The sequence below is a fragment of the Halarcobacter sp. genome (genome assembly GCF_963675975.1).
Taxonomy (GTDB): Bacteria; Campylobacterota; Campylobacteria; order Campylobacterales; family Arcobacteraceae; genus Halarcobacter.
In genome coordinates this window covers 1,843,993-1,856,972 of sequence record NZ_OY780939.1, presented here as the reverse complement: position 1 = coordinate 1,856,972, position 12,980 = coordinate 1,843,993, and the positions used below count along the sequence as shown (strand labels likewise).

Annotated in this window: 15 protein-coding genes; 4 read left to right on the top strand and 11 right to left on the bottom strand. The window is 27.2% G+C overall.

The features are described 5' to 3' along the window. Nucleotides 1-13 precede the first annotated feature (13 nt). From ACKU3H_RS09150 to ACKU3H_RS09125, 6 genes are all read right to left on the bottom strand, one after another. Nucleotides 14-1,348: a TRAP transporter large permease subunit gene (locus ACKU3H_RS09150; protein WP_320033544.1), complete on the bottom strand. Its 1,335-nt coding sequence runs from the start codon at nt 1,346-1,348 to the stop codon at nt 14-16. Next, on the bottom strand, nt 1,341-1,823 hold the full coding sequence (locus ACKU3H_RS09145; RefSeq protein ID WP_320033543.1) for a TRAP transporter small permease: 483 nt from the start codon (nt 1,821-1,823) through the stop codon (nt 1,341-1,343). Before ACKU3H_RS09145 ends, ACKU3H_RS09150 begins: the two co-directional genes overlap by 8 nt. A gap of 5 nt (nt 1,824-1,828) precedes the next feature. Beyond that, a complete protein-coding gene (locus ACKU3H_RS09140; RefSeq protein WP_320033542.1) occupies nt 1,829-2,785 on the bottom strand; it encodes a TRAP transporter substrate-binding protein in 957 nt (318 codons plus the stop codon). A gap of 63 nt (nt 2,786-2,848) precedes the next feature. Further along, nucleotides 2,849-3,529, bottom strand: coding sequence for a response regulator (locus ACKU3H_RS09135; protein ID WP_320033541.1), 681 nt, complete (start codon nt 3,527-3,529; stop codon nt 2,849-2,851). Between the two features lie 9 nt (nt 3,530-3,538). Further along, nucleotides 3,539-5,062 carry a cache domain-containing protein gene (locus tag ACKU3H_RS09130; RefSeq protein WP_320033540.1) on the bottom strand — a complete coding sequence of 508 codons (1,524 nt, stop codon included), beginning with the start codon at nt 5,060-5,062 and terminating at the stop codon, nt 3,539-3,541. A 90-nt stretch (nt 5,063-5,152) separates the two neighbouring features. After that, entirely contained in the window at nt 5,153-5,587 is a 435-nt protein-coding gene (locus ACKU3H_RS09125; RefSeq protein WP_320033539.1) for a hypothetical protein, read from the bottom strand. Nucleotides 5,588-5,668: 81 nt separating this feature from the next. Between ACKU3H_RS09125 and ACKU3H_RS09120 the strand changes: the two genes are divergently transcribed. Beyond that, entirely contained in the window at nt 5,669-6,478 is an 810-nt protein-coding gene (locus ACKU3H_RS09120) for a DUF4197 domain-containing protein (protein WP_320033538.1), read from the top strand. Between the two features lie 12 nt (nt 6,479-6,490). On the opposite strand, the gene ACKU3H_RS09115 is transcribed toward ACKU3H_RS09120, so the two are convergent. Both ACKU3H_RS09115 and ACKU3H_RS09110 read right to left on the bottom strand, forming a co-directional pair. Then, on the bottom strand, nt 6,491-7,111 hold the full coding sequence (locus tag ACKU3H_RS09115) for a hypothetical protein (protein WP_320033537.1): 621 nt from the start codon (nt 7,109-7,111) through the stop codon (nt 6,491-6,493). After that, nucleotides 7,101-7,658 carry a hypothetical protein gene (locus ACKU3H_RS09110; RefSeq protein ID WP_320033536.1) on the bottom strand — a complete coding sequence of 186 codons (558 nt, stop codon included), beginning with the start codon at nt 7,656-7,658 and terminating at the stop codon, nt 7,101-7,103. The genes ACKU3H_RS09115 and ACKU3H_RS09110 overlap by 11 nt, the downstream gene beginning before the upstream one ends. A gap of 142 nt (nt 7,659-7,800) precedes the next feature. On the opposite strand from ACKU3H_RS09110, the gene ACKU3H_RS09105 reads away from it, so the two are divergent. Beyond that, the gene (locus tag ACKU3H_RS09105; protein WP_320033535.1) at nt 7,801-8,193 is read left to right on the top strand and encodes a hypothetical protein; all 393 of its coding nucleotides are present in this window, start codon (nt 7,801-7,803) and stop codon (nt 8,191-8,193) included. A gap of 23 nt (nt 8,194-8,216) precedes the next feature. Here ACKU3H_RS09105 and ACKU3H_RS09100 read toward each other — a convergent pair whose 3' ends face one another. Beyond that, on the bottom strand, nt 8,217-9,800 hold the full coding sequence (locus ACKU3H_RS09100) for an inorganic phosphate transporter (protein ID WP_320033534.1): 1,584 nt from the start codon (nt 9,798-9,800) through the stop codon (nt 8,217-8,219). An 80-nt stretch (nt 9,801-9,880) separates the two neighbouring features. After that, complete coding sequence (locus tag ACKU3H_RS09095; RefSeq protein ID WP_320033533.1) at nt 9,881-10,831, bottom strand: tetratricopeptide repeat protein; 951 nt, start codon at nt 10,829-10,831, stop codon at nt 9,881-9,883. A 202-nt stretch (nt 10,832-11,033) separates the two neighbouring features. Between ACKU3H_RS09095 and ACKU3H_RS09090 the strand changes: the two genes are divergently transcribed. Continuing rightward, entirely contained in the window at nt 11,034-11,879 is an 846-nt protein-coding gene (locus ACKU3H_RS09090) for a YitT family protein (protein ID WP_320033532.1), read from the top strand. 7 nt (nt 11,880-11,886) lie between these two features. Here the strand turns inward: ACKU3H_RS09090 and ACKU3H_RS09085 are convergent, their stop codons facing one another. Next, complete coding sequence (locus ACKU3H_RS09085) at nt 11,887-12,366, bottom strand: GNAT family N-acetyltransferase (protein ID WP_320033531.1); 480 nt, start codon at nt 12,364-12,366, stop codon at nt 11,887-11,889. A 186-nt stretch (nt 12,367-12,552) separates the two neighbouring features. On the opposite strand from ACKU3H_RS09085, the gene ACKU3H_RS09080 reads away from it, so the two are divergent. Beyond that, nucleotides 12,553-12,978, top strand: a complete 426-nt coding sequence (locus ACKU3H_RS09080; protein WP_320033530.1) for a MarR family transcriptional regulator — start codon at nt 12,553-12,555, stop codon at nt 12,976-12,978. Nucleotides 12,979-12,980 lie beyond the last annotated feature (2 nt).

The window sequence follows — 12,980 nt, the reverse complement described above, 5'->3', positions numbered from 1 at the left end:
TACCATATTACTACTATTTAATCATCTGATTTGGTAAATAGTGTACGATTTCAGGAAAGAAAGTAATCAATGCAACTGTTACAATCATCATAACAAAAAATGGAAAAGTAGCTTTAAGAATTACTTCTATTTTTTCCTTTGAAATACTTTGAATCACAAAGAGAGAAAAACCTACAGGAGGTGTTATTTGTGCCATCTCTACCATAAATACTAAAAATACACCAAACCAAAGTGGGTCAAATCCAGCTAAAACAACAATTGGTAATACAATTGGAAGAGTCATTACAACAATAGAAACACCTTCTAAAATCATCCCTAATACAATATACATAAGACCTATTAATAAAATCAATACTAAAGGGCTTAGTCCAAGTCCTGTAATAAACTCACTCATAGCTCTTGCTATTCCTAAGAAGCCAATAACTTGAGATAAAAAAACTGCTCCAGCAATTATAAAACTAATCATTGATGAAGTTTTTATTGTATTTAATATTGCATTTTTAAATACCTCAAAATTAAAGCTTTTAAAATAAATTGCCAAAATAATAGAACCTAAAACACCTAAAGCAGCAGCTTCAGTTGGAGTTGCAATACCGCCATAAATAGAACCTAAAATAACAGTAATCAAAGATAATATAGGTGCTAAATCTTTTATTGAATCTATTTTTTGTTTTAAGGTAAAATTTTCTTTTATCTCTGGTTCTACACTCTTATCTATTTTTGATATAACCATAATATAAATAGAATAAAAAGTTGCAAGCATCAGTCCTGGTAAAATCCCAGCAATAAACAGTTTACCAATAGATGTATCGGCTAATACACCATAAATAATCATTATAAGAGATGGTGGAATTAAAAAACCTAAAGTACCAGCCCCAGCTAAAGAACCCATTGCTATTGATTTTGAATAACCTCTTTTTTTAAGTTCATCAAGGGTTATTTTTCCAACTGTCGCGGTTGTAGCTGCACTTGAACCTGATACTGCTGCAAAAAGAGAACATGCTGCAACATTTACATGAAGTAATCCACCTGGAATATAACTAAGCCAAGGTTTTAAACCATTTAATAATCTTGTTGAGATTGAAGACTTGTATAAAATTTCACCCATTAGAATAAACATTGGTAAAGCGGCTAATGACCATGAATTTAAAGCATCATACAAAGATGCAGCTAATAAATCTCCTATTTTATCATATATGCTAATTACAGGTGGAAGATTATGTTCAAATAAAAGCATCCCAATTATACCTGTAAGAATTAAAGATATTCCAATCCAAATAGAAGACAATAGTAATGAAAACATCACTACTAAAATAATAACTGATAATACCAATGGATCACTAATCATTTCTAAATCCTTTAAAAATAAATGCAATAGTTGCAAAAATAAAAAGTGTAATCCCTATTGGCATTACTATTTGAGTTAAATATAATGGCGTTTCAGAAACAGCTTCAGATAACATCTCTAAATCGTATGAATCGTAAGTAAAAAGTATTGTTCTATATAAGATAAAAAATAGTACAGCTAAAGTTATTATTCCTGCAATTTTATCAATAACACTATTTGTTTTATCACCTAATCTTGAAGTTATAATATTTATTCTAATATGCCCATCTTTTAAAAAAGTATATGCCAAACCTAAAAAGATTGAAGCTAAATACAAATATCCACTATATTCATCTGCAATCATTGTAGATGTATCAAAGAAGTATCTTAAAAATATCTCGATTAAGATTAGTACTACTAATCCAACTAAAAGTAATCCAGAAAGATAGGCTCCACCTTTGCAAAGCCTATCTGTAATGTTTAAAAAAAGTTTCATAAAGATTACTTTCTATATTCTTCAAAAATCTTTTTAATTTGAGAGTTAGCATCTTCTAAATACTTAGATAACATCTCATCTGCAATTTTGTCAAGCTCTTTTTTAAGCTCTGGTGATGCTTCGTTTACATTCATACCATTTTTAACTAATGTTTCTAAAGCAACTCTATCTTCTTCTTTAGAAGCTTCCCATTGAGCTTTTTCAATCTCTGATGCTGCTTTTAACATAGCTTTTTGTTGTGTTTTATCTAAACTATTCCAATAATCAAGATTTATAGTAACTGCTTGCAATGGATATGCATAACTTATTTTTGTAAAATCAGATAATACTTCCCAAAATTTACCATCTTTTCCCGAAGCAGATGATGTAATAACAGAATCAACCATTCCTGTTCTAAGTGATGAATAAACCTCTCCCCAAGGTAAAGCAACTGCATTTCCCCCTGCACTATTTACAAATTCTGCTGAGTTTTTATCATAAGTTCTTGTCTTACTTCCTTTAAAATCTTCAATTGAAGTCATAGCCTTTTTTGAATAAAATCCAGATGGTGGCCAAGATACACTATAAAGTAGTTTTTGATTCCATTTTTTAGCTGTTTTTTCATATGCTGGTTTTGAAATTTGATACAATTTATATGCATCATCATAAGAATTAGCAATAAATGGTAAGGCAGAAATACCAAATACTTTTCCTCCACCTGAAGTAAAAGGTATAAACATATCAGTCATTGCCACAGTTCCATCTTTTACTGCTTTAAGAGGGTTACCTTTTATTAAAGATGAACCAGCATGAACAGTAATCTCTACACTACCATCAGTATATTTTCTTACTAAATTGGCAAACTTTTCTGCTCCAATTGTATGGAAGTTATTTGCACCATATTTTGCATTTAAATCCATTTTTACATTAGATGCCATTAGCGATGCTGCTAATCCAACTACAAGTAAACTTTTTCTTAACATTATTTCTCCTTTAAATTAATAAAAGAAGATTATCTATACAAAGTGAGAAAAGGGTGAGTTTTTTTAGATATTCAGTTTATATCCCATTTGAGGTACATTTTTAATTAAATCTATTGGTAGTTTTTGTCTTAACTCTTTAATAAAGGTTTTTAAAGCACTCATACTCATAGTTTTATCTTTCCAGATATATTCATCTATTAAATCATAAGTTAATATTTGGTTTTTATTTTTATAAAGTAAAAGTAGAAACTCTTTATCTCTTTTTCGTAAACCTATAATTTCATTATTAAAAATAAGTTCATATTTTTGAATATCAAAATAACATTCATCAGAAAAGTTCAAGTTTGTAGTTAATCTTTCCCCTAAAGCTTTAATAATACCATTAAAAAGGTTTTCAGAATTTATAGGTTTTAATATATAGTGATTAATATTTAAATTAATTAAATCTAAAAGGTATTCTTCATTTGAATAGGCTGTTACCATAATCAAAATAGTATCAATATCTTCATTTCTAATTTTTTTAACCATCTCAACACCATTTTTGCCAGGCATCTCAATATCACTTAAAATGATATCTGGTTTATATTCTAAGTATAAATCATATCCATCATTTCCATTACTTGCTTCTAATACATCATCAAAGTAATATTTTAGAGTATTTACTAATCTTTTTCTAATTCCATCTTCATCTTCAACACATAAAATAGAATAATTGTTTAACTGTGATAATTGCTCTTTGTTCATATTAAAACCTTATTTTAAAGGTAAACTAACCGTGAAAACTGCACCTTTCTTACTGTTCTCAACATTTAATTCACCAGCCATATTTTTTTCTACAATCATTTTTGCCATATATAAGCCTAAGCCTGTTCCTTTTGAACTCTCTTTAGTAGTAAAGTATGGTTCAAATATAAGTTCTAAGTGCTTTTCTTCTACTCCACCACCATTATCTTCAACAATAATAATAGCATGGGAATCTTTGTAATCTATAGTTATATTAATCTCTGGATTTTTAACAACTCTTTGGTTTAATATATCTTTTGCATTTGATATTAAGTTTAGTAAAACTTGAGCAAACTCCCTTTCATAACCTACAACCATACTATTGCATTTTACTTTTTTATTTAATTTAATATGGGAACTTTTTATTGATGCACCTGCTAAAGAGATTGCTTCATTACAAGCATCATCAATATAAAACTCTATTTTTTTCTTATCTGGTTTAAAAAAGTTTCTAAAATCATCAATAGTGTGAGACATAAATTGTATCAATCTATTTGATTCTTTTACACTATCATCTAAAAGTTTATCATCTAATTTTCCAAATCTATTTGCTGTTTCCAACTCCATAAAAATTGCAGATATTTCACTAAGTGGTTGTCTCCATTGATGAGCAATCATACTAAGCATTGCTCCCATTCTTGCAAGCCTAGACTGATGTAACATTGCTCTATCTTTTTTCTTAGCTTCACTTAATGCTTTTTCAATTTTTTTCTCAAGATTTTTATTTACATCTTGTAGTTCTAGCTCTTTTCTTTTTACATTATCTTTATAGTTTGCAAATACTCTATTTATTTTATTTGAGATAATAAAAGATAAAATACCAATAAGCAAAATTACACCTATAGAGATTTTTACAACTGTTTGAATATATCTATTTATTCTTTCTTCTAAAAGTTTTTTATTATCTGCTATTGATTTTTCAATATCATCTATATATAAGCCAGCTCCAATTACCCAATTAAAAGGTTTATAGATTTTAAGAAAGCCTAACTTTTTAGAAAATTTAGTTTCATTTGGTTTTTGCCAATAATATTCCATAAAAACACCAGCAGGATTAGCTAAGGTCTCTTCTACAAACCTTTTTGTAATAAAGCCACCCTTTGCATCTTTTAAATCAATATCATAAGTTCCTATACTGTTTTTTCTAAATGGATGTCCAACTAAATAATAATTTGTATCGTGTATCCAAATATATCCATGCTTCTCATATCTTATTGTTTCAATATATCCAATAAGCTCTTTTTTTAACTCATCAGAAGTTAGTTTTTTATTTCTTTTTACATGATAATCTATGTAATTAATTACATTTTTAATCTCTTTTTCTAAAATATTTTTTTGTTTTTTTATATACTCTTTTTCAACTCTAATACTCTCTTCATTGAAATAATCATTTTGGTTTTTAATAAAAAAATAAATTGTAAAAAAAGCACTTAAAAGTACAGTTATCACAGGGGTTAGAATAATAAGTTTTGAGATATATTTTTCACTAAACAATGTTAGGCTCCAGTTTATTTTATAAATAATATTTAATTTAAGTGTGAAAGAAGTGAGTTTTTACTCATATCACAATCTAATATAATTATCTTAATATTGATAGATATGATATTTCTGGTTCTCTTTTGATTTTCTCTCTTCCATTTGCCTATAAATGTCTAAAGCTTTAGAATATAATTCTTTATCTATCTCTAATCCTTTAAATTCATTAATTAAAGTATTTAAAACCAAAATATATACTATTGAGTTTAATTTCATAGAATCTTCATTTTTCATCAATTTATCTAAATCAATTGCATAAACTGCTTCTTGAAAAGTGAAAAAAATTCTTTGTTTTATATCTTCAAGTCTTAAACTATATCCTAAAATAGTTAGATAGTTTTCCTCATACTCTTTATCAAGTTGTTTATTTATAATCATATTTGCATATTTTTTTATTTGCTCACCATATTCTAAAACTAAAATATCACTCTCAATAGTTTTATTTTTAAAACTATAGAAAAAATCTACTATCTCTTTAATCAAACTTCACCTACTTTTTAATTTATAATTTAATGCATAATTTTATCTACTTTTATCTATAATAGAAGAAAATTAGGAAAAATTATGAAAAAAAATATTATATGTGCATCTATTATTCTATCTTCAACTTTAGCATTTGGTTTTGATTTTGGAAGCATAGCAAAAGAAGTTATAGGTAATGTAACAAAAGATTCAACAACTAATTCTAGTTCAAAAAATACAACAAACCTTAGTAATTCAACAGTATCAAGTGGACTAAAAGAAGCATTAAAAGTTGGAGTTGATTATGCTGTTAAAAATCTTAGTGAAACAAATGGTTATTTAGATAATTCACTTGTGAAGATTCCTCTTCCTGAAAATCTTCAAAAAGTTGAAACACTTATCAGAAAAGCTGGGGGAGATGAGATTGCAAATGATTTAATAAAATCAATGAACAGTGCTGCAACAAATGCAGCTCCAAAAACAGCAGAAGTTTTTGTTAGTGCTATTGAAAAAATGAGTTTAGAAGATGCAACAAAAATATTAAATGGTGATAAAAATGCAGCAACTGATTATTTTAAAACAAATACAAATAGCTCATTAAAAGAGGTAATCAAACCTATAATTCAAAAAACGATGGAAGAAAACAGTGTTGCAAAATATTATAATGCTTTTAATTCTTATTATAAACAATATGGAAAAGAGTATGTAAATAACAGTGAAGTTATGAATTTAGCAAAAAACTTTGGAGTTGATTCATATCTTCCAAGTAGTAGTGATGAAAATCTTGATGATTATGTTACACAAAAAGCAATTGATGGTTTGTTTAAAATGATTGCCGAAAAAGAAGCTGCTATTCGTTCAAATCCAATTGAACAAACAAGCTCAATTCTTAAACAAGTTTTTGGAAACTAAAGAGATTTCTCTTTAGTCTCTTGAATTAAATCTTTCTAGTGTGAAATAGTGGTTTAGAATATTTTTTCTAACTAAACTATCATCATAAAATTTATAAAATCTTTTTTTATTGATATATTTATTTACATAGTTTTTATCAAAACTTTTTAAAAGTTTATTATAAAGTTTCCCTTCATAATCTACTATAAATCTATCTTTTCTTCCTATATATGTATAAATTATACTGTAATACTGTTCATTAACTTTATAAGTTTTAAAACTATATCTATCAATATCTATATGTTCAACTGTTTCAACATCATTTAATTTCAGATTTGATCTAAAATTATCTTCAAAAAAACCACTTGGAAGTCCATTCCAAGTACAATTAAATCCTAGTTCTATCTCTTCAACAAACAATTTTCCATACTCTTTACTATCTTGAGTAAGAGTATAAGAATAATCACTACAACCATATAAATATGTTTTATAATTGACATTTTCCAATTTTACAATTATAGGGTTATCTTTTTTTCCTAAAACTAATCTATCTTTTTTCTTACTATAAAATGGTGAATTTTTTACTACACATCCAGCAAACAAAAATAAGATTATAAAAAAACAAAAAGTTTTATTTAAATATTTATAATGCAAAATAACTCCTCATACTATTCTCTTTTACAAGAGACAAATTAAAGTTAACCTCACCTTTTTCTTCATTATCAAAACTATATTGATAACTAGAATCTAATTTTATTAATAATTCTTTATACAATTTCCCTTTTGTATCTATAACAATTAGGTTTGATAAAGAGGTATAAACATATATAATATGAAAAATAAAAGAATTATCAGCTTTATATGTTTTAAAACAGTATGTTTCAATATCTCTTTCTTCTAAAACTTCTAATCTTTTTATTTTTAATTTTTCTTTTATTAAATCTTCATAAATAGATAAACAGTCTGTATTCCAATGAACATCACTATCTACTTTCATAAACTCCAAATGTATATCTTTTGTAGTTAGAGTATATGCACTTATAACATAAGGATCATGTCTTGTTTTTATATCATAATCATCTAATTCATATGAGTAAAGATTGTCACTTCCTACTTTAAAAACAAGCCTATTATTTTCAAATCTATACACTGGGATTGAAGCTTTTGCTATAAACTGCATTACACTTTTAAAAAATCCCATAATATCCCCTTAAAAAAAATAAATTTTTTGCTTATTGTATCATATTCTTATTAAGTATTTAAATTTTTAAACTTATGGATTAGTTATTGCATAGTTTAAAGTTCCAAAGGTAATATAAAGAAAAATTTATAAAAGGAAAATGATGAAAATAGCTATACCAGTAAAAGATGAAAATCTTAGATTTTTCCCAAATGCAGGGCATACTCCAAAGTTTGCTGTATTTTCTATGAGTGGCTCAAGTATGTTTAAATCATTTACATTAGAAGAGATTAAAATCAATCCAAGAACAGATATAGATCACGACCATCCAGAAGAGGATCATGCTTGTGATCATGACCATGATGATCAAGAACATATTGAACAACATAACAAAATGGGAAGAGCTTTAAAAGAGTGTAATTATATTGTTGTAAAAACAGCTTGTAAAAATACTGCAAAATCTTTCACAAGTGAAGGGATAAAAGTAGTCAAATATAATGGAGAATCATTTTTAGCAGATGATATATTAAAAGAAGTATCATCAAAATTTCTTTAAAATCAAGAGGTTTCCCTCTTGATTTAAAATATATTATTAAGTACCATAAAAGTAATTGCTGATAGAATTCCTGCTGCAGGAAGTGTGATAACCCAAGCTAAAGCAATAGGTTTCATTAAATCCCAGTTTGTATTATGGTTTACTAAACCTACTCCAAGTACTGCACCAATTAAGATATGTGTACTAGATACAGGTAATCCCATTACAGAAGCCAACATTACTACTCCCGCAGCTGCTAGCTCTGCTGAAAAACCTGAAGCTGGATGCATTTTAGTTAAGTTATGTCCAACAGTTTGAATAACCTCTTTACCTATAAACCATAACCCAACAATTAAAGCTATACCAAATGTAATCATAGCCACAGTTGGCACTGCTGCACTAGAACCTATTTCACCAGTTCTAAGAACATCTAAAATTGCAGCAAATGGTCCAATAGCATTTGCAATATCATTTGAACCATGACTAAAAGCAAATCCTGAAGCTGTAAAAACTTGCATCCAACTAAACATTAAAAAAGTAGATTTATCCAAATCTTTTCCCTTTAATGTCTTTGCGAAAATAGTAGTTGCAAGCCAAATCAATGCTCCAAACATACCAATTATTAGATAATTATCAATAGTAGACAATCCTAAGTGCATATGTTTTAAACCTTTAAATAAAAGCATACCTGTTATAAGCATACCACCAATTGCAGCAAATAAAGGAACGTAGGTTTCTAAAGCTTTTGTTGCATTCACACTATCTTGTTTTTGTTCTATTTCATAAACTTTTTTATAATAATCTGATTCCAATTCTTCAGGATCAAAATCTTTATCAGAGATAGTATGAGCATCTCTTGCCATTGAACTAGTATAAGATAACTTTTGTAATTCTGATAATCTTTCAAAAGATTTTTTATGCTCTTCTCTTAATTCTTTTTTTTCTTTTTTAATAGATACAAGTTTATCTACAGTCTCATCATTATAAACCAAAACATGTTTTTTTATTTGATAATATAAAACATAAGACACTAAACCTCCAAGTACAGGGGAAAGAACCCAAGAGAATGCAATTGTTCCTATCTTATCCCATTTTACTAAAGAAAATCCTGTATCTGAGCCACCTATTAAGAAACCTAATGTAATTGAAGCACCAACTATTCCACCAATTATTGAGTGGGTAGTTGACACAGGCCAACCTTTTCTTGTTGCAATTAATAACCAAATAGCCGCTGATAATAAAGCAGCCATCATAATATAAACAAATTGCATAGGTTCAACTGTTATTTGTGATAAATCAACAATCCCTTTTCTAATAGTTTTTGTAACTTCACCACCTGCAATAACAGCACCACTTACTTCAAAGATTGCTGCAACAATTAGTGCTTGTTTAATAGTAAGAGTACCAGCACCAACACTTGTTCCAAATGAATTTGCAACATCATTACCACCAATATTAAATGCCATAAACACCCCAAAAAGTGTTGCTAAGATAAAAAGTATTGCATGATTTCCATTTGTGTAAGACGAACCCCAATATATGAAGTATAAAACAACTGCTGTAAAACCAATAAAGAAAAATAAATTTAGTTTTACATCAGATTGACTACTGTTAGTATAAGTAGACATTAATTCTCCTTTAAAAAAATTAGGAGAATTCTAATCTTTATTTGTTACCAAATAATTACAGAATATATAATTATTAATTATCAAAAACTATTGTTACTAAAACGTTCTTTATCCTTTACAACCTCCGCTGAAGCAACAATATTCATAATCATTTCATTTTTACTTTGTGAAAATTTTTCTATAATAGTATCACAAACTTTCAATAGTTCATCTTCATTATTTAGTTCACTTAAAAGTATAGATTTATTATGTAAAGCAAGGGCAACTTGATTTTTAAATTCACCTTGATAATCTTCAAATTTTTCAATAACTTCATTGTATAAATCCAATGCTTGTGTATAGTTATTTAAATTTCTAGCTTTTGAAGCTTTATTAACAAGTGATTTAGCCACTAACTCTAAAATATTTTCATCACTACTATTTTCAAACTTTGAAATAACATAATCGTATGCTTTTACAGCTTCTTCATCTTCATCTTTTTGTCCATATATCAAAGCAATATTATATGAAGCTTGAGCTATTTGTAAAACAACATCACTTTGATTTGAGTCTTCAAAATTTCTAACTAACTCTTTATATACAGTTAAAGAGTTTTCAAAACCTTCTAATTCTGTTACACAGATTGCTTTATTCATATACGATTTTACTAATACTATTTCAGTATCAGAAGAGATATCTCCAATATATTTTTCAAGTAATCTATTGTAAGTTTTTAGCTCTAATTCAAAACTCTCATCTTTTGCATAAGCTAAAGCTTTATTATAATAAGCATAAATCAAAAATTTTGAAACAGTATCATCTTTAGACTCTTTAAAATTTTTAATAATCTCTTTATATGTTTCAATAACTTCATCATTTCTTTCTAAATTTGTAAGTACAGCTGCTTTTCCCATAAGTGTATAAAATTTATCAACTTCATTTTCAGCATAATCAAGTAATACATCTACTAAATACAGTGCCTCATCAAAGTTTTGTTCATTAATTCTTTGGTTAAATTCATTATAAACTTTTTCAAAATTTTCTAAACTCAAAGATTACTCCTTTAATGATATTTATTTTAGATTATGATATTATACAAAAACAGACTTAAGGAGTAAAAAAGATGAAAAATACACTTTCAAAAAATGTTTTAAATCATCTATATCAACTTCAAAACCAAGAAACTATCCAACAAGAAAGCTAAACCTACTAATTTTAACCACTTTATTACAATTTTAATCTTTAGGAAAATTTATGTTAAAAATAAAAAATGAAGAGATAAAGAGTGCATTTTATATTCTTATTGGAAGTTTATTGATTGCTCTTTCAGTAGTACTATTTTTTGTACCTCACAACTTTACAACTGGTGGAACTCCTGGTATGGCAATACTTTTGTATCATATGACAAATCTTTCAATTGGAAGTTTAATAGTTTTAATAAATATTCCACTTCTTATTTTTGGGATAAAATATTTAGGAAAAATGTTTGCAATAAAAACAGTAATAACTATTATTCTAATCTCATCTTTTACTGATTTTTTTACCAAATTTTTAGATATTGACTTATTGATATCAAATATATTAGTCGCAGCTGTTTTTGGTGGCTTAGTTATTGGTTTTGGTGTAGGGTTTATTATAAAAGGAAATTCAAGTGCTGGAGGATCAAGTGTAATTGCAAAAATTGTTTGTGCAAACTCCCACCTAAAAGCTTCGCAAATTATATTTGCAATTGATGCTTTAATAGTAATATCATCAATCTACATCTTTAAAGATTTTGAAAAAGCAGTTTTATCTGTAATAAGTATATATGTCACAGCAAAAGCTATGGATGTAGTTTTAACAGGAGCTTTAAGTACAAAGGTTATTCATATTACAACAAATGAACCTGAACTTCTTTCACAAAAAATCACTGAAAACTTTGGAATATATGGAACTATATTAAATGGCTCTGGGATATTCAAACATGAAAATAAAACTTTAATTTTTCTTGTTTTGGATGTAAAAAAATTAAGATTTCTAAAACAAATAATTCAGGAGTGTGATAAAGATGCTTTTATGATAGTTATGGAAGCATCAGAGATGTTAGGAAGAGGACATTAATCCTTTCCTAACTATTTGCAAAGTTAGTTAAAGAATCACCCTCTAATCTATACCCTATCCACTCTTCTTGTGAAACAGCACCAATACTTTCATAAAAATCTCTTGATGGTGTATTCCAATCTAAACAAGACCATTCAAATCTACCACAATCTTCTACAAGTGCTTTTTTTGCTAAGTGTTTTAGCATCAATTTACCAGCACCTATTCCTCTTTTTGATTCACTTACATATAAATCTTCTAAATAAATCCCATTTTTACCAAGCCAAGTTGAATAGTTATAAAAATATACTGCCATACCAATCGCAACTCCATCTTCTTCACAAATAAGGGCTTTTACAGTTGAATTTTCACCAAATATTTTTTCTCTTGTTTCTTCAACTGTAGTTTTTACTGCATCTGGTTCTTTTTCATAAACTGCTAACTCAATAATAAAATTATAAATTGTTTGTGCGTCATCAGCAATACCATCTCTAATAGTAATAGCCATAAAGTCTCCTTGTAAAATAATTAAGGATTGTACCATAATTTATTATTTTAAATTTAAAAGTAATATTTTTAAGTTAATTAATTTATTACAATTAATTTTAAGCTTAAATGTATTATTATTCTTCATCTATTAATTATTCATATATTAACTATTTACACATTAATCATTTAAAACTTAAGGATACACATGTCATTTGAATCAGACAATATATTTGGCATATTAGTTGCTAATATAAGAAATAGCATTAAAAACAATTTAGAAAAGTTACTTTTAGAGCACGATATATCTGCTGCACAAAGTGTTTTGATAAGAAGACTTTGTGAAAAAGATTGTTTAACTCAACAAGAGTTAGCAAGAGATACATATCTAAAACCTTCAAGTCTAACACTTATGGTAGACAAACTTGAGAAAAAAGGCTTTGTTGAAAGAAAAGCCAAAAAAGATGATAGAAGAGCATTCCTTGTTTGTCTAACAACAAAAGGCAAAGAGCTTGAAAAAGTAATAAACACTGCAAGCTTAAAAGTTGAAGAGGAAGCTTTCAAAGGAGTTACAATGGAAGAAAAAAAGATTTTATTAAACACACTTAAAACTGTGTATTTAAATGTGAAGTAACA

Bases quoted from the DNA above. Each gene is read 5' to 3' on its own strand.
- ACKU3H_RS09085 (WP_320033531.1), bottom strand. From the start codon at position 12,366: ATGGCTATTACTATTAGAGATGGTATTGCTGATGACGCACAAACAATT.
- ACKU3H_RS09145 (WP_320033543.1), bottom strand. From the start codon at position 1,823: ATGAAACTTTTTTTAAACATTACAGATAGGCTTTGCAAAGGTGGAGCC.
- ACKU3H_RS09120 (WP_320033538.1), top strand. From the start codon at position 5,669: ATGAAAAAAAATATTATATGTGCATCTATTATTCTATCTTCAACTTTA.
- ACKU3H_RS09090 (WP_320033532.1), top strand. From the start codon at position 11,034: ATGTTAAAAATAAAAAATGAAGAGATAAAGAGTGCATTTTATATTCTT.
- ACKU3H_RS09080 (WP_320033530.1), top strand. From the start codon at position 12,553: ATGTCATTTGAATCAGACAATATATTTGGCATATTAGTTGCTAATATA.
- ACKU3H_RS09105 (WP_320033535.1), top strand. From the start codon at position 7,801: ATGAAAATAGCTATACCAGTAAAAGATGAAAATCTTAGATTTTTCCCA.
- ACKU3H_RS09135 (WP_320033541.1), bottom strand. From the start codon at position 3,529: ATGAACAAAGAGCAATTATCACAGTTAAACAATTATTCTATTTTATGT.
- ACKU3H_RS09140 (WP_320033542.1), bottom strand. From the start codon at position 2,785: ATGTTAAGAAAAAGTTTACTTGTAGTTGGATTAGCAGCATCGCTAATG.
- ACKU3H_RS09150 (WP_320033544.1), bottom strand. From the start codon at position 1,348: ATGATTAGTGATCCATTGGTATTATCAGTTATTATTTTAGTAGTGATG.
- ACKU3H_RS09110 (WP_320033536.1), bottom strand. From the start codon at position 7,658: ATGGGATTTTTTAAAAGTGTAATGCAGTTTATAGCAAAAGCTTCAATC.
- ACKU3H_RS09100 (WP_320033534.1), bottom strand. From the start codon at position 9,800: ATGTCTACTTATACTAACAGTAGTCAATCTGATGTAAAACTAAATTTA.